Origin of the sequence: Yersinia pekkanenii, from assembly GCF_001152565.1 — a bacterium.
Taxonomy (GTDB): domain Bacteria; phylum Pseudomonadota; class Gammaproteobacteria; order Enterobacterales; family Enterobacteriaceae; genus Yersinia; species Yersinia pekkanenii.
This window is the reverse complement of sequence record NZ_CQAZ01000007.1, coordinates 22,876-43,428: the sequence shown is the minus strand read 5'-3', so window position 1 is coordinate 43,428 and position 20,553 is coordinate 22,876. Positions and strand designations below refer to the sequence as shown.

Below are 20,553 nucleotides of genomic sequence, written 5' to 3'. Positions count from 1 at the left end.
ATCGGGATTCATTCACTTGCCGCCTACCTGCAACACCAATCACTTTGGGCATATATTTCGCATTTGAAGCCGCAGGGGGTTAGCTATCAACCGGGAAACTTATTTTATTAGCCCGGAAACAGGCTTTTCAGATGCTGACAGGCATCATCGTAGCTGTTGCGTTCAAACATGCCTTGTTGCAAAAAGATTTCCATTTGCGGGTACAACGCAATGGCTTTATCCAGCAACGGATCACTACCGGCGGCATAGGCACCGACACTGACCAAATCGCGGTTACGCTGATGACTGGCAAGCAACTGTTTGAACTGGCGAACTTTGCTGTAGTGGTTTTCATCGATCAGCGATGTCATGGCACGGCTGATAGAGGCTTCAATATCGATGGCCGGATAGTGGCCGGATTCAGCCAGGCGGCGTGATAGCACGATATGCCCGTCGAGAATGGCGCGTGCCGAGTCAGCAATGGGATCCTGTTGGTCATCACCTTCGGTTAAGACGGTATAAAAGGCGGTGATGGAGCCGCCCCCGGTTACGCCGTTACCTGCCCGTTCAACCAGCGCCGGTAGCTTGGCGAATACCGAGGGTGGATAACCTTTGGTGGCCGGTGGCTCGCCGATAGCCAGAGCGATTTCACGTTGTGCCATGGCATAGCGGGTCAGGGAGTCCATGATAAGCAGTACGTGCTGACCACGATCGCGGAAATCTTCGGCAATGCGGGTCGCGTAGGCGGCTCCCTGCATGCGCAGTAAGGGGGATACATCGGCAGGGGCGGCGATGACCACGGATCGGGCGCGGCCTTCAGGGCCTAAAATATTTTCGATAAAATCTTTTACTTCACGGCCACGCTCACCAATCAGCCCCACCACAATCACATCGGCCTTGGTATAACGGGCCATCATGCCCAGCAACACACTTTTACCTACCCCGGAACCGGCGAACAGGCCCATGCGCTGCCCACGACCCACGGTCAGTAGAGCATTGATGGTGCGCACGCCAACATCCAATACCTGCTCAATAGCGGTACGTTGCAATGGATTTATCGGGGGGGTAATGAGTGGCGCAGAATAGCTGGTTTCCGGTGCGGGTAAACCATCAAGGGGTTTAGCACTGCCATCCAGTACCCGGCCAAGTAATTCCGGGCCGAGGGGTAATTGTTTGCTGGCAGTGCTGCCACCGGCCGTTACCCGCGCATACACTCTGGCTCCGGGCACAATACCTTCGACATCTTCCAGTGGCATTAGAAACAGACGTTGGCCGTTAAAACCGACCACTTCACTCTCAACTTCTTGTACTTCACCGTTGCTGTGGCGCTCAATCAGGCAGGTTGCCCCTAGCGGCAGTTGCAGCCCGGTGGCTTCCAGCACTAAACCGGTGGCACGGGTCAACCGCCCGTAACGGCGGATAGTGGTTGACTGGCTGATACGTGCTTCGAATTTATCCAAAGAGGCCAACCAGCGGCCAAGGCGCGCGGTCATCATAACTCTCCCGGTGCGGCCAGACGGCATAGCTCATGCCAACGGGTGGCCAGGCTGGCATCCAAATCACCTTCTTCGGCACTGACTTTGCACCCGCCGGAATGAATTTGACTGTCACCCAATAAGCGCCAACCATTCAGACTCAGGGTGGTGCCTAAACGTTGTTCAACCCCGGCTAAATCATCGGGATTCACCCGCAATTGTGGCTTACCGGCAAACATTGGCTCTTGCTGGATCAGTTGCTGGATTTGGGCCAGTAATGCGGTGCCATCACAAATTGCCGGTTGCCCCAGAATTTGTTTCGCTGCCGCCAATGCCATTTGCATCAACCGTGAGGCAATGACGCTATCCAGTGCATCAAGCGTGCTTTGGAAATCGTTTACCATCAGTTGCCAGTGTGCCGTTATTGGGGCCAGTTCCTTCTGAGCATCGGCCAGTGCTTGTTGATGACCTTCCTCCAGACCGGTTTGGTAACCTTTATCCAGCCCTTCTTGCAAGCCTTTGGCAAATCCTTGCTGACGACCTTGTTTCTCGGCTTCGATTTGCAGATTGACTAATGCCTGCTGTTCATTAACCTCTGTTGACGCGGTATCGCTAGCGCTATCCAGCTCATCAGTAAACAGCATGCTGATATCCGTGGCCTGCGCTTCTGGCGTCGTATTTGATTGGCTGGCAAAGTCGTTGAGTGACCAGGGTTGCCAGGGCAGAGCATTTATCCTGTCAGACATAGATATCCTCGCCACCGCCAATCACTATCTCGCCGCTTTCCGCCAGACGACGGACGATAAGCAAGATAGCTTTTTGTTCGTTCTCGACCAGTGACATACGTACCGGTCCTCGGGTTGCCAGATCGTCGCGCAGGATTTCTGCCGCACGCAGTGACATGTTGCTGAGGAAACGCTCGCGCAATGCCTGATCGGCCCCTTTCAGTGCGATCAACAGTGATTCGTTGTCGATCTCTTGTAGCAAACGCTGAATACTGCGGTCGTCGATACTGACCAAATTCTCGAACAGGAACATTTCGTCGATAATCTTCTGCGCCAGCTCGCCGTCGTATTCGCGCACCGCGTCCATAACGGTCTCTTCCTGCTGGGTTTTCATCAGGTTGATAATCTCGGCCGCAGTACGGATACCGCCCATTTTGCTGCGTTTAAGATTCTGGCCGTCAAGCAGATTGTTCAACACTTCGGTAAGTTCAGCCAGTGCCGCCGGTTGGACACCACCAAAGGTTGCGATACGCAGCATGACATCGTTACGCAAGCGTTCGTCGAACAGTGCCAGAATGTCGGCAGCCTGACCGCGTTTCAGATGAACCAAAATGGTGGCGATGATCTGCGGATGTTCGTCGCGGATTAGATCTGCCGCCATCTGCGGTTCCATAAAGTTGAGTGTTTCCATGCCACTGGTGGTTTCGCGTGATTCCAGAATGTCTTCCAACAGGCTGGATGCCCGCTCTTCCCCCAACGCTTTTATCAGCACGGCGCGCAGGTAATCGCTGGCATTCACACTCAGTGCGGCATATTGCTCGGCATCGTCTTCAAACTCAGCCAATACATCAACCAGTTGCTGGTGAGAAACCTGACGCATACTGGCCATGGTGGTACTGAGCTGTTGCACTTCACGCGAGGAGAGGTGTTTAAACACCTCGGCTGCATGGTCTTCACCCAGAGTCATCAGCATGATGGCGCTTTTTTCAGTTCCGGTCAGGCTCATTGGTCATTACTCATCCATTGACGGATAACCAGCGCAACAATACGTGGGTCTTTATCCGCAAGTTCGCGTATACGCTGGGCCTGAACTTCAGCACTCATCCGTTGCTGATTTTTCTTACGCAGGGCCAGCTCTTCTTTACTCTGTTTCGCTGTTTCAGACGCGACTGCGGTCTGAACCATGTTATTGACCGATGCGGCGGCTTTGTCCGCAACTTGCTTCTTGGCCATCATTGGGCGCACTAATTTGCGCCATAAGATCCATGCCACCAGCACGATAAGCAGATAACGCCCGGCATTTAGCAATTGATCAAAGAACGATTGTTGTTGCCAAAAGGGCAGAGCAATGCCGCTGGCTTCATCGGTGGCGTTAAATGGTGTGTTCACCACATTTAATGAGTCGCCACGAACAGTAGAGAAGCCCATCGCCTCGCGAGTCAGAGATTCCACCTGTGCCAATTGATCTTTGGTTAAGGCAATCGGCTTACCGGCTTTATCACTGCCATAATTGACGACCACCGCGACCGACAAACGCTGCACCATGCCAGCTTGTTGCTGGATATGACGGATAGTGCGATCGACTTCGAAATTGGTGGTTTGGTCGTGGCGGTTATTACTTGACGTTGCCGTGGATCTGGCTGCGGTTGTGGCCGCAGGGCGATTTGCGGTATTCGCCGCAGCACCGGCAGCGGGAACGGGCTGAGGCACTTCAATCGGTGCGACCGGCGTGGCAGAAGGCTGATTAGATAATGCGCCCGGTACGCCACCGACATTGGTGCCACCCAGTTGCTCACTATTACTGACTTGCTGAGAGCGTACCGCGCCTTGGTTGGCGGCCTGATTAGGCTTGTACTCTTCATCGGTCTGCTCACGGCTGGCAAAATCAACTTGTGCCGTGACCTGAGCATGGACATTACCGTTACCGACCATCGGGGCCAGTATGGTTTCAATACGGCGCTGGAAGCGGTTTTCGACTTCGTTGGTAAACTTGAGTTGTGCTGCATTTAAGTCGCGACCTGCGCTATCGGATTGCGTCAGCAAACGACCTGTTTGGTCAATGACCGTTACATTGCCCGGAGGCAAACCGGCCACACTGCTGGATACCATATAGACGATAGCGTTAATCTGCCCGTCATCGAGCGCACGGCCTAGTTGCAAAGCCAGTGTTACCGAGGCAGTAGGGGATTTTTGTTCGCGCACAAATAGGGAAGGCTTTGGCATGGCCAAATGAACCCGCACATTCATCACCGGCCCCAGGGTGCCGATAGTGCGAGACAGTTCACCTTCCAATGCTCGCTGGTAGTTCACTTGTTCACTGAATTGGCTGATACCAAATTTTTCCTGATCCAGCAATTCAAAACCCACTGCGCCCCCCTTAGGTAAACCTTGTTGCGCTAAACGCAGACGGGTTTCATGCACCTTGTCTGCCGGGATCAACAACGCGCCGCCACTATCAGCGAAGCGATAAGGGATATTCAGTTGCGTCAGTTGCGTGACGATATCACCCCCGTCACGATCACTCAGATTGCTATAAAGGACGCGGTAATCCGGGCTTTTAGCCCATAACATCAGCGCGACAAGAATAGCGACGGCCGCCGCCGCCGCGATCAGCAGTGGGATTTTTGGGTTCGCACGTAGGCGTGTCAGCGTTGTCGTAAAGGTGTTTTCACGATTTTCACCGCCAGTTATCGAGGCATTCATACACGTCCTTGGCCAAGCTGAACAACGTTTGAGTTAGTATTTTTTATATAACTAATGTGTCGAAACAAAACAGACTCCCAAGTGCTGTGAGCGATAAAGCGTCAATAGCGATTCTCCCCCTTTTATGGGCATGCCATTATTTGCTGTAAAAGAGGAATTCGATGGCTCAATAAGCCGGTATTTTTGGGCCTAATTAGCCGCTTTAGCACAAAAATGATGTGTTAGGGTGTCATCCTGAAAATAGTGATACGTGGCGGGGAGTGAATAACCGCATTAGCGTAGTTGCTTGCCAGGTTGTTAGTTGATCACGTTTGATTCGATCAACTTGTTATTTGACCCACTACGTATTCTGAGGAAGAGCATGTCGGTTCAAGCTATTGAAGGGGTTTTACAACAGTTGCAGGTCACGGCATTGCAGGCATCGGGTTCGGCGAAAATGTTGCCAGCAGAGACCGGTTTTGCCAGCGAATTGAAAGCAGCTATCGGCAAGATCAGTGAAAATCAGCAACATGCCCGCACTCAGGCACAGAATTTTGAATTGGGTGTACCCGGTGTCGGTTTAAATGATGTGATGGTGGATATGCAGAAATCATCAGTCTCTTTGCAACTGGGTATTCAGGTTCGTAATAAGCTGGTTGCAGCTTATCAAGATGTGATGAATATGGGGGTTTAACGCGAGCGGCAGTGTTGATAGGTTGGTATTGAAGGCATTATCCTGAGCAATGCCGAGCTTTAAGCATGAGAATGTGGGGGGTAATTTCAACTGTCTCACTGTTCTCACTCATCTTCGTGTGATAGCGCCCATAGATAAAGGGATGCTGTTGTTCCATAGGGGGCATAGCGGCGGCGGTATCTTTCAAAACGTTCACGCGGCAGCGTTTTATGGTGATATAAATTCATCATGCCACGACGGATCGCCAAATCACCCCAACTAAGTACATCCGGGCGGGAGAGTGATGATATCAATAGCATTTCTGCGGTCCAGATGCCGATACCATTCAGGCTCGATAGTTGGGTAATAACCTCATTATCGGGTAACAACGCAATAGCGGGTAAATCCAGCGAGCCATTAAGTGCAGCATCTGCCGCGCCTTTAATATATCCGGCTTTGCGCATTGTCATCCCGCAAGCTTGGATAGCTTCTATCGGTGTTGCGGCAATATTTATCGGCGTAACCCCCCCCAGTAATGCCACCAGACGGGCATTGACGGTAAGTGCCGCCTTAACCGAAATTTGTTGGTCAACGATATTTCTTATCAATGCGGCAAATAAATCAGGCGATAAAGGACGGGTGATCATCCCTAAGCGTTCGATGGCGGCTGCCAGCTTCTTATCCCGCCGTTTAAGATGATTAATTTCTGTTTCACCGTAGCGATAGAACATGTACTCACTCCAATAAAAGCCTTTCAGTATGAGAGTTAGCATAGCGTCACTGTCCGGCGATGACTCTCTCTTTCTTGTGTTCTAAGCTATCTCTGCCAGCGAGATATTCTGGTGGACAATTCTTTGCAGCAAGACTGAGATATCAATAGGATCTACTTTATCGGTTTGCAGGTGAGCAACAGCATATTCGTGCCAGATGCCAGATTGCAGGAATAAAATAAACAGATCGCGATCCAGGTGATTTTCATTCACCATATTAACCATAACATTCAGTGCTTCAGATAATAACTTTCCTGGTTTATAAGGGCGGTCGGCGGCGGTTAGTGCTTCAAATACGTCGGCAATAGCCATCATCCGCACCGGGATACTCATTTGTTTATAGTTGAGTTGATAAGGGTAGCCTTTACCGTCCATGCGTTCATGATGTCCACCTGCGATAACCGGGACATTCGCCATGGTACGTGGGAAAGGTAATTTTTTTAACATCACAATAGTCTGCATAATGTGTTCATTTATTTTATAACGATCTTCGTCTGTCAGTGTCCCACGGCGAATACTGAGGTTATAAATCTCTCCACGGTTATAGAGGAAAGTCGGTTCCTGTACTTTAAAATCATAATATTCCGGCCGCTTGTCTTTATTACCGCGATAAATAATATGTTCTGGCTTATTTGCCAGCATCGGTTCTTGTACTGGCAATGGAGTGGCGGGTTGTCTGGCTTTACGGAGTTGCTCTTCATGCGCGATCCCGACATTATCATCTAATGTACGTGTCCAACGGTAACCGGCAATTTGCTGGATGCGCGCGATAGCTTCATCAGACATAAATTCTCCGCCGACATTACAGTTAGCGATAAAGTAAAAGTCTTCATCAAGCTGACGTAATTCGTCAGCCAGCAACTGTTGCTCAGCCTCGCTGGCAACTCCCGAACTAGGGTGACGTAAGAAAGCAATTTCTTTTTCACGTTTTAATACTTCAAATCTCATGCGTATTTCATGAATACGATCATAGATTAATTCCAGCTTTGTTGATTTATCAACCACAAATTCGGGTGTCGTAATCTTGCCACAGTCATGTAACCAGCAGGCCGTATGCAGTTCCTCCCACTCATTTTCTGATAAGGTAAAGTTGGCAAAAGGTCCTTCGTTAATATTCACCGCCGCACGGGCGAGCATTTTGGTTATTTCAGGGACTCGCTGGCAGTGCCCGCCGGTATAAGCACTCTTGGCATCAATTGCTCCGGCGATAAGCTCAATAAACGCATTGAGCAGATTTTTTTGTTCTTGCAGTAATCGCTGTGTTTCCACTGAGACCGATAAGCTGCCAACCAGAGCATTAACCAACTGAATTTTCGAGCGCTCACGTTCAGCATTCAATTCATAAGGGTTAAATAACAATAAAAAACCTAACAACTGGTCATCATGCGTTTTCATCGGCACAGCAATAAAACGTAATGGCAAATAAGGTTGTAGGAAATCATATAACTGACCGACTATATTCTCTTTATTGAGGGTTCCGACAATGGTCTCCCCCGCTAATACTGGCAGGAAGGTAGTCAGTTTATCTTCTTTAATCTGCAAGGAAGACATTTCTGCGACCGGGATGTTTCCGCCATTCCAGCGAAATGCTGTCGGTGTAAAGGTTTCTGCATCTTTATCTGCCAGGAAAATAATCCCTCCTGTCATGGCCGCGATATTGGTTGTTTCGCTTAATAACCCCTGCATCTGACGGACGAAATTGTTTTCTGCTGTCAGCATATTGCCCATCGAAATAAACTGTTTCAGTGTCGATTTCATTTTTGACATTGATTTGTGCAACTCATCGATTTCTTCAATTACGGAGTGCTCTACTTCATGCTCTTCAAAATGCAGGTTACTGATAGAATCGGCATCTTGACGGAGACGAATAAGAGGCTTAGATATTTTTCTGGAGAAATACCATACCAGTGGCAGACTGAGCATCAACAGAATAAATGCGATAAAAGTCGAATGATTACGAATAGAATTTGCATCGGCAGTGAGATAGCTGGCTGGTGTTGCAATAACTAACTGGTAGGTATTACCGCTATTATTAATATCGACAACTGAGCCGTACCAATGCTGATTTTGCGCGTCAAACATGATGCTGCGGTTAGTGTCACTCCCTTCTATGTTACTGCTTACAGGACTATTTTTTTTGCTATTTAGCAGCACCTGTAATACTGGGAATTGTTTGTCTATCACCGTATTTTCTTTAGATTTCGGTAGGCTGGCGATGACCTCACCACGGGAATTAATAATAATAGCCTGGCTCTCGGTGGGAAGATTTTGTCGTATTAAAAACTGAGAGAGAGAGGCCAGAGAAACATCGAGCCCAATGATAGCCTGTTTATTTTCTGCCTGACGGCTATAAGTAAAGCCAGCTTCACCGGTACCTTTGAAAATATAAATAGGGGAGGTAACGAGGCTAGGGCTTGCTGAGGCCAGAATAAACCAATCACGCTGACGGGGATCGTAATTATCGTTATCTCGCGGCATAACAGCAATCACTTGCTGCTGTTTATTAAGATAAATAAAACGTTTTTCCGGCAAGCTATCAAGATAACGATTGCTTTGAATCATCCACTCGGCATCTTCAGGGGCATGAAAGAGGATACGGTTAGCTTCGGTTAGACGCCGTAACATAAATAAATCCCCGTTGGGATAAGCACTATAAACGGCACTGGCATAATCATTCTGCTTTAGAATTTCAATAAATTTGCTGACAAACGCCATTCGCTGTTCAAGTGTCGATAATTCCGTAATTTGCATACTGGCAAGAATGTTAACTGACATCATCATTGGCCGAGTTACTGCATCCAATTCGGCCGCGATCGCTTCTCCGGTTTTTTGATACAGTCTGTTGGTGCTGATTTCGGTCAATTTGGTCAGTTGGCTATGACCGAAAATAATAATGACAGTGCCGATTGAGACGATCAGTAGAGTAAAGAGAGCCGCAATCTGGATGTGCAAAGGATAGCGTTTTTTTAGCCCGAACAGGTTACTTAGCATCATAGCCATCCCTGATAGTTTATTATTTAATCAACTCTAATCATAGGATGTACCGACATAATCAACCTATTCCCCTAACTTTCAGTTGGTTATAAGTAATCGTATGATTATAATGACTTTAGTGACTTTTAGGTGAGAATTGTTGGATGAAAAAACCAATCAAAGTCTGAAATAGAATGTTTTAACGTGCAGAATATCTAAAAGCAGTATTTAGCAGCCCGGATTACTATCTGTCCAAAGGACTCGAACTAGTTGAATCAATAAGATGCTGCGGTTTTTTACTGGTAGACGTTAAGTTAGTTATATCGGAAAATATAATCTGAATGGATTCATTTAGGCCCTATATCAGGAGTATTAAGGGCTAAATAACGGTGATAGTCAGGGGGTGGATCATTATCTGTTGCCTGTAAACGATGATGTCCGCGGATAGCGGTGGGGGCAAAGCCAAAACGTTTACGAAAACGTTCAGCAAAACGTGATGCACTCTCGTAACCAACCTGGCTGGCAATTAATGAAATTGGCCAGTCGGTACCTTGTAACAGACGCAGGGCGTTAGTCATGCGAACATCAATCATCAAATCGCGTAATAGTATATTTTCTGTGGCTAATTTTCGCCGTAATACCACTTCGCTCATCGCCATATGGTTTGCCACCTCACAGGCTGACCATATTTTATGTGGATCAATAGCCAGACAACGGCGCACTTTCTCACTGAGTGTATTACCTTTATTCAGTATGAATTTAACGCCACGTTGAGCTAACCAAAGTAACAATTCAAGCATACGATGCCTGACAATGGTCGGCGGAATATCACCAATATCTGATATTGCTTTAAATGTGTTGCCGAATGTATTAATAAATTCAGGTGCCAAATTACGCACTGGCATGACCCCAGGAACAAACCCAAGGCCAGCGGATGCGGGATGATTGGCAAAGGTGGCTATTAAACGAGGATCACAGCGAAGTTGGTGGCTAAAAAATAGTCCGTCATTAGATAAGCCATTAATTATATCAATCGTTTGACCGCTACTTACTGCAACTATTTCACCTGCTTGAATAAGACATTCCTGATTATCCCAGCGAATGGTCTTATGGCCACGGTTAACCATAATGAGCAATGGGTGCTCAATATAAATTGAAGTGAATAGTAGCTCGGTGTGTTGAATAACATGTGCCGAGCTACCCACACCAGGGCAAAAATTAATTGTACGTTCCATCGATATTCATTTCACAATATTGGTCTGAGAATATCTTTACGCTTTGAATGGCTGACTAGCAACTCATTTTAATAGAAAATTCACAGTAACCGACTATTTTAGCGAAAAATATTAGATGTATAAATAATAGCCATCTCGAAATGAGCGCTTGTCACTTTAATTATAATTCCATGTTAAAAATAATGACAGCATCAATCAATGATCTTGTTAAGAGCTACAATGGCATGTAATTGGTGTGCAACAAAACGATATAATCATGCTGATAACCGGCCGCTACTGTGTTTCACCCAGCAGCAATGCATGATCAGGGAACTGGCCATAAGTATTATTAACGGCTTGTTGCCGGGTAGATTGCCCAACCAACTCACTGAGTGAATTCAGTCGCAACTGTAATAGACGCTTAATTTCTATTTCATTTTCTAAAATGGTTTTCAAGTTCTCTCGTAGTAACTCTTGTAATACAAGCGAGGAACATGAGGAAATGGTGGCTCTAGCCGTACTTTCAACGGCTTTGAGATAAGTCATTTCCAGATCAACCAGCGCCTCCCAATTCCCCTCAATGGCTAATGCAAGCATTTGCTCACTGAGTATCAGGATTTGTTGATATTCGGACAAAAGGTGCTGGTGACGTTCCATTAAGTGGGTCCTAATTGGGTTGATAATTGGGTCCTATTTGTCGCCATGCATCCGCAATATTTTCGAGCAAGGCTGACACTTCATTGATTGCCTGCTCGTCATTATGCAAATTGGCATGCAGCAAGCGCCGAGACATATAGTTATACAGGGCTGATAAATTCTCAGCCATTTCGCCGCCTTTTTCCATATCCAATCCTGCGCTCAATCCATTATCGATAATATTAATGGCTTTGGATAACGCAGCACCTTTGGCTGGAATATCTCCTTGACTCATCAAGATGCTGGCTCGAACCAAGGCGCTTTGCGCCCCGTCGAATAGCATCACGATCAGTTGATGTGGGCTGGCACTCATGACGCCACTCTCTACTCCTACCTGAGCATAAGCTTGGACCCCTGAACGGTTGTACATGCTCTAATCCTTATGAAGAGAATTGTTGCGTTAAGAAACTGGCTGTACTGTTCAATGACGTCATTAGCTTATCCAATTGAGTAAATTGGGTTTTATAGCGCTCAATAGTTGCTTCGATACTGGCAGTCGTCGCTGTAACTTGTTTATCCAGGTTTTTTAATGACTTATTAATACCGTCAGTCACGGTTTTTAACGTGCCTTTTGTTGTATCCAAGGTGGTATTAAGTAAGTTATCCATCTGGGTAGCAAAACCGGTGGTCTTGCCATCACCGACAAAAAATGCAGTTACGCTATTGGGTTTATCTTTTAACGCGGCATCTAATTTGGTGGAGTCTATAACCATCTTGCCATCGAGGTCTTGGGTTATCCCCATACTGGCTAACGTTTTTAGATCCCCAGGTTGACTCGAGGCCAATTGGCTTTTTAATTGCGTCTGAATAGAACGCAATGTGCCATCACCAACCAAAGCCCCATTGCTGGTGGACTGGTCGGCACCTGACTCTACCGCAGTATATTTAGTTAAAGAGCCGAATGTTGTTTGCAATGAGTTATAGGCATCAACAAAGCTTTGGATAGCGGCTTTTGTGGCACTGCTATCACGGACAATGTTCAATTGTTCTGGCGCGTCCGTTTTTGTGACGGCTTTCAGGTTGATGGTGACACCTTGAGGCGCATCGGTAATGGTATTACTTTGACGTGTAATAGTGACACCGTTAACGCTTAATACGGCATCTTCTGCTTTTACTTTTTGCGTCATAGCGCCACTACCACCGGTGCTGCTGGGGGTGTAGTTCAGGAAATCATTTAAGGTATCATCACCGGCCACACTAATGGTCATTTCTGACTGTGTCCCGGTATCTTTCGACGTTAATGCCAGATAATAAGTATTATCATCTGCTTTTACGATACTGGCGCTAACCCCACCTTCCTGCTTATTAATCGCATCACGGATGCCAGTCAGAGAGGTTTGCTCACTGGTTAGGCTGATTTCCAGCGGATCTTTTTTACCCGGCTGGGTAATGGTAATAGTGCGCGTTGCGTTGTCATTGCCCAATTTGTCGGTGGAGTTAGCGACATCTGCCGATAGCAGGGATTGCGCCTTAGCCAAATTAGTGACTGCAATGCTGTAAGTACCGGCACTGGCGGCACTGTCTGTCGTGGCACTGAAAGCCGTATTGCTGCCGCTGACTGCCGTAGAGTTCAATGTGTCAGCTTTTTTTAATGCAGCTGAAGCAGTTTCAAGCTTGGCCAGCGCACTTTGCAAAACACCATAAGCGGTTAGCTTACCTTTATAACTGGTCTGTTGGGTGGTCAGCGGGGTAAGCCGTGTCTGTTCTGCTGCTGATAATTGTGACAGCAGTGTACCTAACTCCAATCCTGAACCGGTGCCTAATGCGCTGATACTTGCCATGTCTAATCCTTAATATTCAAATGTCGATACCAGGTTATCGGTCAGAAAGTTGAAAAGTTTACACAAAGAATAGAAATAATGATGGCTGGAATAACAGGGGATAACAGGGGGCTATTTGCTCCATTGGATAGAACATTAATTAAAGAAGAAAGAAAGAATACTTTTTTGGAGAATTTAAAATTATTTCCCAGAATGGCTAAAGGTTCCTTAAAGAGCGCCGATACAAGTTGTGACGGTGATGAAGCCGTGGGCAGTAAGCCCAAACCATAACCCAACAGAATTTAAGGAATAATACTATGGCGGTAATTAACACTAATAGCTTGTCTCTGCTGACTCAGAACAACCTGAATAAATCCCAGTCTTCTTTAGGCACTGCCATTGAGCGTTTGTCTTCTGGTCTGCGTATCAATAGCGCAAAAGACGATGCTGCCGGTCAAGCGATTGCTAACCGCTTTACCTCTAACATCAAAGGCTTGACTCAGGCTGCACGTAACGCAAACGACGGTATTTCTATCGCTCAGACCACTGAAGGCTCTCTGAACGAAATCAACAACAACTTGCAACGTGTTCGTGAACTGACTGTACAGGCAACCACCGGTTCCAACTCAAGCTCTGACCTGGATTCGATTCAGGACGAAATTGGCCTGCGCCTTGCTGAGATTGACCGTGTATCTAGCCAAACTCAATTTAACGGCACCAAAGTACTGTCTGAAAACACCACCATGAACATCCAGGTTGGCGCGAACGATGGCGAAACTATCGCCATCAACTTGCAGAAAATTGACTCTCAGAGCCTGGGTTTAGGTGATTATTCTGTTAGCGGCGTTACCGGCGCATTGACCTCATTGTCTAGCACTACTGCTGGTGTAACCACCTCGACAAAACTTGATCTTTCAGCTGTAGATGGAATTACTGGCGGTAAAGGCTCTACAGTTCATGGTGTTGGGGCAGCTAAAGCAGACGGTACGTTTGATGATTATGTTGTTCGTACTACTGATGGTAAACAATATAAAGGCGCAGTAAGTACTGCTGGCGCAGTCACATTTGCAGATACGACCATTACTAGTGCTGCAACATTAAAAGCCGCTACCCAATATACACCAGCAGGTGCAGCAACGGCTTCACCGTTGGCTACCGTGGATGCGGCAATCAAGCAAGTTGACGGCTTCCGTAGCCAGTTGGGTGCGGTACAAAACCGTTTTGAATCTGCAGTAACCAACCTGAACAACACGGTAACTAACCTGACTTCTGCTCGTAGCCGTATCGAAGATGCTGATTACGCAACTGAAGTTTCAAACATGAGCCGTGCACAGATTCTGCAACAAGCAGGTACTTCTGTACTGTCTCAAGCAAATCAGGTTCCACAGACTGTATTGTCTCTGTTGCGTTAATTCCGCAGAAACACAACATTATTCAGCCCCGCCTTTTTCGGCGGGGTTTTTATATCAATATTGACACCCGGCTCTTAGGAAATAATCTACAGAACTATTTCCCAAGAGAATAAATTCAAATAAGACCTTACTTGTTTATTTTCAGCGTCTTTTGCATTTATTTATTACTCTGTTTTTTCAATGCTGGTAATGCGTTAACCGTAAAATAACGGGCATAAGCCAAATAACCCCCTTTTTATAGGCCTATTCCGGCGATTGTCTGACTGACCTGACAGGATAATGGTACGACTCTCTTACCCTTAGGTGCCTGTCTAGTGAGCGATCTGTATACCGCCGAAGGCGTGATGGACAAAAATTCCCTCTGGCAACGCTATGTTCCTCTGGTTCGCCATGAGGCACTTCGTTTGCAGGTTCGCCTGCCGGCCAGTGTGGAGTTGGATGATTTGTTGCAGGCTGGAGGTATTGGTCTGCTGAATGCTGTCGAGCGTTACGACGCTTTGCAAGGGACTGCGTTTACCACTTATGCGGTACAGCGGATACGGGGAGCCATGCTGGATGAACTGCGTAGCCGGGATTGGGCTCCACGCAGTGTACGGCGTAATGCACGTCAAGTCGCCAGTGCTATGCAACAGGTCGAGCAACGTTTGGGGCGTCCTGCCACCGAGCAGGAAGTGGCGCAAATTCTTGCTATAGATTTGGCAGCGTACCGTCAGATTTTGTTGGATACCAACAATAGCCAACTGTTCTCTTACGACGAATGGCGAGAAGAGCATGGCGAAAGTGTTGAGCCCTTGCTGGAAGGGCATGAAGATGCCAATCCACTGCAACATTTGTTGGAAGGAAATCTGCGTCAACGGGTGATTGAAGCGATCGAGGCATTGCCGGAACGCGAAAAAATGGTGTTAACGCTGTATTACCAGGAAGAGCTGAACCTGAAAGAAATCGGAGCGGTGCTTGAGGTCGGGGAATCCCGCGTCAGCCAGCTGCATAGCCAGGCGATCAAACGCTTACGCGCCCGCCTGAATAACGACGCTTAATTCACTTCCGCTCAGTGACATCCCAGTTTTTATTTTATTAATGCAGGTCTTCTTATGCCAGGACTTCAGTTAAAAAAACGGCCACTGAGCCGTTATTTAAAAGATTATAAGCACGGTCAAACGCATTGCTCTCATTGTCATAAAGAACTCGATCGTATGACACTGGTTTTTCGTGGACAAATCATTAATAAAGAAGCTATTGCCGGTATGGATCAGCCGATCGACGATCACGTATGGTCAAAACTTCAGCATGAATTGACCGCGTTATGCCGTTTTTGTAGCGAAATATATTGCAACAGTACGCCAGGTTATTTTGATATTATGGCGTTCAAACAGTACTTGTTTGAACAAACTGAGATGAGTCATAGTACGGTTCGCGAATATGTCGTGCGCTTACGTCGCCTGGATGAAATGTTGGTTGCGACGAATTATCCGGCAGAAAAGTTTGCCAACGAAATCATGCATCAACGCATTATTGACGAACTGCCAAATGCAGCACATAACAATTATCGTATTGCGTTGCGTAAATATGATCAGTATTTGGCATGGCAAAAAAATTACTAAGCGGGATCGTGGGTATTCTTCCCGTTGAGAAAACACGTTTTTTCACTGAAAGCTCTTCTGGTGTAACGAGAAACCATTAAGCCATTATCTTCATGACGCGACGCCTGGCAAGGCTCTCCCTTGCTGGGCGTTTTATTATCCCGCCTATTATGTTATTCCCCAGCAATATCGTTTACCGACATCTATAATAAAATCAGTGATTATTGGTGTTACATCTGATAAATCTATATTTCCATTTCGCACTTGAAGCGGCAGAATTGCTAGCAATGGTCAGTGATCCGGATCACTGACATAGGCAGGCTCATTGGCATTAATGAGCCTGCCTGAAGCTCACTTTGCGGGCTAGCATAAAGGCTGTCCAAAACCGGACCCTGACCAATTTGTCGTTCGCTTACTGCCTGCAACGGCGAGTTTTGGGGTAACAGTTGACCTAACTCATTAATTCCCTGGGGGACCCGTGACGTTTCAAAACAAACTGGCGCAATTTCCGCGTCTGGATCTGGTTGGCAATGTAACGCCGTTGGAAAAGCTATCCCGACTTTCCGATTATCTGGGCCGTGAGATTTATATCAAACGTGATGATGTAACGCCTCTGGCATTAGGGGGCAACAAGTTGCGTAAATTGGAGTTTCTGGCGGCTGATGCGCTGAGTCAAGGCGCTGATACACTGGTTACTGCGGGGGCGATTCAGTCTAATCATGTACGGCAAACAGCAGCAGTGGCGGCAAAGCTGGGTTTGCATTGTGTCGCTTTACTTGAGAACCCAATCGGCACCTTACAGACAAATTATCTGACCAATGGCAATCGATTGCTGTTGGACTTGTTTAATGTTGAGGTGGTGATGTGTGACGGATTGCACTCTCCAGACCAGCAACTGGCGGAGCTGGCAACCCGGCTTGAAGCGCAGGGTTTTCGCCCGTATGTGGTGCCTGTTGGTGGCTCTAATGCGTTAGGTGCATTGGGTTATGTGCAATGTGCCTTGGAAATTGCTGCTCAGTTGGCAGGGAATGTCGCCTTTAGCTCGGTGGTGGTGGCCTCGGGCAGTGCGGGTACCCATGCAGGGTTGGCTGTTGGTTTACAGCAGTTATTACCTGAAACTGAACTGATTGGTGTAACGGTATCGCGTAAAGCTGATGAACAACGTCCGAAAGTGACACATATTCAGCAAGCACTAGCCGAATCCCTTGGGATCAATAGTCCGCAAGCAGAGATTACGTTGTGGGATGATTATTTTGCCCCGCAATATGGCATGCCAAATGAAGAAGGGCAGGCCGCTATCGGGTTACTGGCAAGGCTGGAAGGAATATTGTTGGATCCGGTTTATACCGGTAAGGCGATGGCGGGTTTGCTTGATGGTATTGAGCAGAAAAAATTTCGCGGTGATGGTCCCATTCTGTTTGTTCATACCGGTGGCGCGCCCGCGTTATTTGCTTATCATCCACAGGTGTAACCTTTGGTTATGGCTTATTCCATTTTTGGATAACGTTATTAGTTTATATTCCTTTATTCCATTAACAGCACTGATAAAGTGTTGAATATCAAAAATAAACATGACAGTCGGGGTATTTATGGGTTTTTCAATTGTTCGTCGTCGGGTCGTTCTGGGCATGGTGGCGGTGGCACTGGCAACAGGCCTGAATGTAACGTCTTACGCTGCGGACTCTCTGTTGAGTCAAGTTAAAGAACGAGGCACCCTGATTGTCGGGCTAGAGGGGACTTATCCGCCATTCAGCTTCCAGGGCGAAGATGGAAAACTGACAGGTTTCGAAGTGGACTTTGCCAATGCATTGGCAGAACACATGGGGGTTAAGGCAAAAATCACTCCGACTAAATGGGATGGTATGTTGGCCTCACTGGAATCTAAACGCATTGATGTGGCGATTAACCAGGTTACCATCTCGGAAGAGCGTAAGAAAAAATATGATTTTTCAACTCCTTACACTATCTCCGGCATTCAGGTATTGACCAAAAAAGGTAACGAAGGCAACGTCAACAAACCCGAAGATTTGGAAGGTAAAAAAGTGGGTGTTGGTTTGGGCAGTAACTATGAGCAGTGGTTACGTGACAATCTGAAAGGTGTTGATATTCGTACCTATGATGATGACCCAACCAAATATCAAGATCTGCGTGTAGGTCGTACCGATGCTATCTTGGTTGACCGTTTAGCCGCATTGGATTTGGTGAAGAAAACCAACGATACACTTGCCATTGCAGGCCCAGCGTTTGCCCGGCAGGAATCTGGTGTGGCGTTGCGCAAGAACAATCCTGAGTTGTTAGCGGCGATCAATCAGGCTATCGCTGAGATGCAACAAGATGGCACTTTGGCCAAAATCTCTGAAAAATATTTTGGTGCGGATGTAACCAAATAATGCAAGAAAGTATTCAATTGGTGCTGGATTCAGCACCCTTTTTATTGAAAGGTGCCTGGCTTACCCTCCAGCTTAGTCTGGGAGGGATGTTTTTTGGCTTGGCATTAGGTTTTATGTTGGCAATGATGCGGTTATCTCGTTTCTTGTCTTTTTCACTTTTTTCTCGCTTTTACGTCTCTATTTTCCGTGGCACGCCATTAATTGCCCAATTGTTTATGATCTACTACGGTCTGCCACAGTTTGGTATTGAACTGGACCCCATGCCTGCTGCATTGATCGGTTTATCACTTAATACTGCTGCCTATACCTCCGAGACATTGCGTGCCGCTATTTCGTCGATTGAGAAGGGGCAATGGGAAGCCGCCGCCAGTATTGGTATGACACGCAGGCAGACACTTTATCGGGTCATATTACCGCAAGCCGGGCGCACCGCATTACCCCCGCTGGGTAACAGTTTCATCGGTCTGGTAAAAGACACTTCTCTGGCGGCGACGATTCAAGTACCTGAACTTTTTCGGCAGGCACAATTGGTGACCTCCCGTACATTTGAAGTTTTCACTATGTATCTGGCGGCATCGTTGATTTACTGGATTATGGCGACGTTATTGTCAACATTACAAAATCGGCTGGAAGCCCATGTTAACCGCCAGGACCAGGAGTAGCCATGAGTGCCATAGAGGTTAAAAAACTGACCAAACAGTTTAAGGGCCAGCAGGTGCTGCATGGTATCGATCTTGAGGTCAATAGTGGTGAAGTGGTTGCTATCATCGGCCCAAGTGGCTCAGGCAAGACCACCTTATTGCGCAGCATTAACTTGTTGGAGATCCCTGATTCGGGGATTATTCGTGTTGGTGAAATTGAGATTGATGGCAGCATACCTATCAGCAAGCAGCAAGGGCTGATACGGGCATTGCGACAACAAGTCGGATTCGTGTTTCAAAGCTTCAATTTGTTTCCACATCGCACGGTACTGGAAAACATTACTGAAGGGCCGGTTATTGTTAAAGGAGAAAAGCGGGCCTTCGCGGAAAAGCGTGCCCGTGAGCTGTTGGCAAAAGTAGGATTAAGTGGCAAGGAAGATGCTTATCCTCGTCGTTTATCTGGTGGGCAGCAGCAGCGGGTGGCAATAGCTCGTGCATTAGCGATGCAACCACAGGTTATTTTGTTTGATGAGCCGACTTCTGCGCTAGATCCCGAACTGGTGGGGGAAGTATTAAATACTATTCGCGCGCTGGCCGAGGAAAAACGGACGATGGTTATCGTGACTCATGAAATGAACTTTGCCCGCGATGTGGCAGACCGAGCTATCTTTATGGATCACGGACAGATTGTTGAGCAAGGTCCGGCCAAAGAATTATTTGCCCACCCGCAACATGAACGCACTCGACAGTTCCTTGATAAGTTTTTGAATAATAAATAGTTAGCTTGATTTTAGTCTTCTACCTACGGTAACCGGAGTATCAGGGGGCAGCATGGCCCCCAGCCTTATCTGCCCATTTTACAAGAAGGCTTCGAGCTTCAGACGATAAGCGGTGGTTTTTACTTCTTTCATCCGCCCATGGCCTGGTAATACTTTTTGTTCGACGGTGACTAAACCGGCTTTTTTCAGAATAGCTACATCGCGGGTGACGGCACTACGATCCCTTTTTAATCGAGTTGAAAGGGAGGTGATAGAACCGGGATACATTTTTACCGCCCGCAGTAGAACGATACGTGCAGCACTTAATACCCGCACCATCTCCAGCGGATCCTCAAAGGTAATCGTGTGTTCCTCGGGTAATGCGTTTCCTGTGTCAGCCAGGGCAGCGAGTTGTTTGCCGCGTTTGAAAAAATCATCTTCCGTTGCTGTTTTGATGACGAGCTTGTCCATTAACTTCTCCTTAGTGAAGTCCAATCCTTCTGAAAGCAATCCTCTATTTGTTCAAAGCTGACAAAATCAACTGCTTCAATCCCGCCTAAATAATGGCGGTGATGGAAGCCATGGGCATTGTCATAACCGATTACCCGACCATTATCACCCTGCGATAGGCAGTGATTGATATAGGCTAAATTATAACGAGTGATGGCACCTAACGGGTCAGCCCATATTTCACGACGTAATTGACCATTACCACGCCGGTTAGCAATTTTATGGGTTTCATCGACAATCTTTTTATCAGCCATGAATATTATTATCACCTCTGAGGGTTGTTGTACACAATATCTTCACTAAGAAGAAAGCTAG

21 protein-coding genes are annotated in these 20,553 nt (G+C 47.1%); 9 read left to right on the top strand and 12 right to left on the bottom strand.

The window, feature by feature from the left end; genetic code table 11:
* Positions 1 to 107 precede the first annotated feature (107 nt).
* From fliI to fliF, 4 genes are read right to left on the bottom strand one after another with little or no spacing between them, the layout of a single operon-like run.
* Entirely contained in the window at positions 108 to 1,472 is a 1,365-nt protein-coding gene (fliI, locus tag AEP37_RS04995; protein ID WP_049610999.1) for a flagellar protein export ATPase FliI, read from the bottom strand.
* Positions 1,472 to 2,200: a flagellar assembly protein FliH gene (gene fliH / locus AEP37_RS04990; RefSeq protein ID WP_049610787.1), complete on the bottom strand. Its 729-nt coding sequence runs from the start codon at positions 2,198 to 2,200 to the stop codon at positions 1,472 to 1,474. Before fliH ends, fliI begins: the two co-directional genes overlap by 1 nt.
* Positions 2,193 to 3,185: a flagellar motor switch protein FliG gene (gene fliG, locus AEP37_RS04985; RefSeq protein ID WP_049610785.1), complete on the bottom strand. Its 993-nt coding sequence runs from the start codon at positions 3,183 to 3,185 to the stop codon at positions 2,193 to 2,195. Before fliG ends, fliH begins: the two co-directional genes overlap by 8 nt.
* On the bottom strand, positions 3,182 to 4,882 hold the full coding sequence (fliF, locus tag AEP37_RS04980) for a flagellar basal-body MS-ring/collar protein FliF (RefSeq protein ID WP_049610782.1): 1,701 nt from the start codon (positions 4,880 to 4,882) through the stop codon (positions 3,182 to 3,184). Before fliF ends, fliG begins: the two co-directional genes overlap by 4 nt.
* A gap of 361 nt (positions 4,883 to 5,243) precedes the next feature.
* On the opposite strand from fliF, the gene fliE reads away from it, so the two are divergent.
* A complete protein-coding gene (fliE, locus tag AEP37_RS04975; RefSeq protein ID WP_049610779.1) occupies positions 5,244 to 5,555 on the top strand; it encodes a flagellar hook-basal body complex protein FliE in 312 nt (103 codons plus the stop codon).
* A gap of 104 nt (positions 5,556 to 5,659) precedes the next feature.
* On the opposite strand, the gene AEP37_RS04970 is transcribed toward fliE, so the two are convergent.
* From AEP37_RS04970 to fliD, 6 genes are all read right to left on the bottom strand, one after another.
* A complete protein-coding gene (locus AEP37_RS04970) occupies positions 5,660 to 6,265 on the bottom strand; it encodes a DNA-3-methyladenine glycosylase family protein (protein ID WP_049610776.1) in 606 nt (201 codons plus the stop codon).
* A gap of 81 nt (positions 6,266 to 6,346) precedes the next feature.
* Positions 6,347 to 9,295 (bottom strand): HD domain-containing phosphohydrolase, encoded by a 2,949-nt coding sequence (locus tag AEP37_RS04965; protein WP_049610996.1) that lies wholly within the window; start codon positions 9,293 to 9,295, stop codon positions 6,347 to 6,349.
* A gap of 329 nt (positions 9,296 to 9,624) precedes the next feature.
* Complete coding sequence (locus tag AEP37_RS04960; protein ID WP_049610773.1) at positions 9,625 to 10,512, bottom strand: helix-turn-helix transcriptional regulator; 888 nt, start codon at positions 10,510 to 10,512, stop codon at positions 9,625 to 9,627.
* Between the two features lie 273 nt (positions 10,513 to 10,785).
* Positions 10,786 to 11,148, bottom strand: a complete 363-nt coding sequence (gene fliT / locus AEP37_RS04955) for a flagella biosynthesis regulatory protein FliT (RefSeq protein WP_049610770.1) — start codon at positions 11,146 to 11,148, stop codon at positions 10,786 to 10,788.
* 10 nt (positions 11,149 to 11,158) lie between these two features.
* Complete coding sequence (gene fliS / locus AEP37_RS04950; RefSeq protein WP_049610767.1) at positions 11,159 to 11,557, bottom strand: flagellar export chaperone FliS; 399 nt, start codon at positions 11,555 to 11,557, stop codon at positions 11,159 to 11,161.
* A gap of 10 nt (positions 11,558 to 11,567) precedes the next feature.
* A complete protein-coding gene (gene fliD / locus AEP37_RS04945) occupies positions 11,568 to 12,968 on the bottom strand; it encodes a flagellar filament capping protein FliD (protein ID WP_049610764.1) in 1,401 nt (466 codons plus the stop codon).
* A gap of 78 nt (positions 12,969 to 13,046) precedes the next feature.
* Between fliD and AEP37_RS25980 the strand changes: the two genes are divergently transcribed.
* The 8 genes from AEP37_RS25980 to tcyN all read left to right on the top strand — a co-directional run bounded on the left by AEP37_RS25980 (position 13,047) and on the right by tcyN (position 19,749).
* Positions 13,047 to 13,238 carry a hypothetical protein gene (locus AEP37_RS25980; RefSeq protein WP_049610761.1) on the top strand — a complete coding sequence of 64 codons (192 nt, stop codon included), beginning with the start codon at positions 13,047 to 13,049 and terminating at the stop codon, positions 13,236 to 13,238.
* Between the two features lie 26 nt (positions 13,239 to 13,264).
* Positions 13,265 to 14,359 (top strand): flagellin FliC, encoded by a 1,095-nt coding sequence (locus AEP37_RS04935; RefSeq protein ID WP_049610758.1) that lies wholly within the window; start codon positions 13,265 to 13,267, stop codon positions 14,357 to 14,359.
* Positions 14,360 to 14,673: 314 nt separating this feature from the next.
* Positions 14,674 to 15,396: an RNA polymerase sigma factor FliA gene (locus AEP37_RS04930; RefSeq protein ID WP_049610755.1), complete on the top strand. Its 723-nt coding sequence runs from the start codon at positions 14,674 to 14,676 to the stop codon at positions 15,394 to 15,396.
* Positions 15,397 to 15,450: 54 nt separating this feature from the next.
* Positions 15,451 to 15,960: a flagella biosynthesis regulatory protein FliZ gene (fliZ, locus tag AEP37_RS04925; RefSeq protein WP_049610752.1), complete on the top strand. Its 510-nt coding sequence runs from the start codon at positions 15,451 to 15,453 to the stop codon at positions 15,958 to 15,960.
* Between the two features lie 457 nt (positions 15,961 to 16,417).
* On the top strand, positions 16,418 to 17,410 hold the full coding sequence (locus AEP37_RS04920) for a D-cysteine desulfhydrase (protein WP_049610750.1): 993 nt from the start codon (positions 16,418 to 16,420) through the stop codon (positions 17,408 to 17,410).
* 118 nt (positions 17,411 to 17,528) lie between these two features.
* Positions 17,529 to 18,329 carry a cystine ABC transporter substrate-binding protein gene (tcyJ, locus tag AEP37_RS04915; protein WP_049610747.1) on the top strand — a complete coding sequence of 267 codons (801 nt, stop codon included), beginning with the start codon at positions 17,529 to 17,531 and terminating at the stop codon, positions 18,327 to 18,329.
* Complete coding sequence (gene tcyL / locus AEP37_RS04910) at positions 18,329 to 18,991, top strand: cystine ABC transporter permease (protein ID WP_049610743.1); 663 nt, start codon at positions 18,329 to 18,331, stop codon at positions 18,989 to 18,991. The genes tcyJ and tcyL overlap by 1 nt, the downstream gene beginning before the upstream one ends.
* A gap of 2 nt (positions 18,992 to 18,993) precedes the next feature.
* Positions 18,994 to 19,749, top strand: coding sequence for an L-cystine ABC transporter ATP-binding protein TcyN (gene tcyN / locus AEP37_RS04905; protein ID WP_049610739.1), 756 nt, complete (start codon positions 18,994 to 18,996; stop codon positions 19,747 to 19,749).
* A 78-nt stretch (positions 19,750 to 19,827) separates the two neighbouring features.
* Here tcyN and AEP37_RS04900 read toward each other — a convergent pair whose 3' ends face one another.
* A complete protein-coding gene (locus AEP37_RS04900; RefSeq protein ID WP_049610737.1) occupies positions 19,828 to 20,199 on the bottom strand; it encodes an HVO_A0114 family putative DNA-binding protein in 372 nt (123 codons plus the stop codon).
* A complete protein-coding gene (locus AEP37_RS04895; protein WP_049610734.1) occupies positions 20,199 to 20,492 on the bottom strand; it encodes a toxin-antitoxin system TumE family protein in 294 nt (97 codons plus the stop codon). The genes AEP37_RS04900 and AEP37_RS04895 overlap by 1 nt, the downstream gene beginning before the upstream one ends.
* Between the last annotated feature and the right edge of the window lie 61 nt (positions 20,493 to 20,553).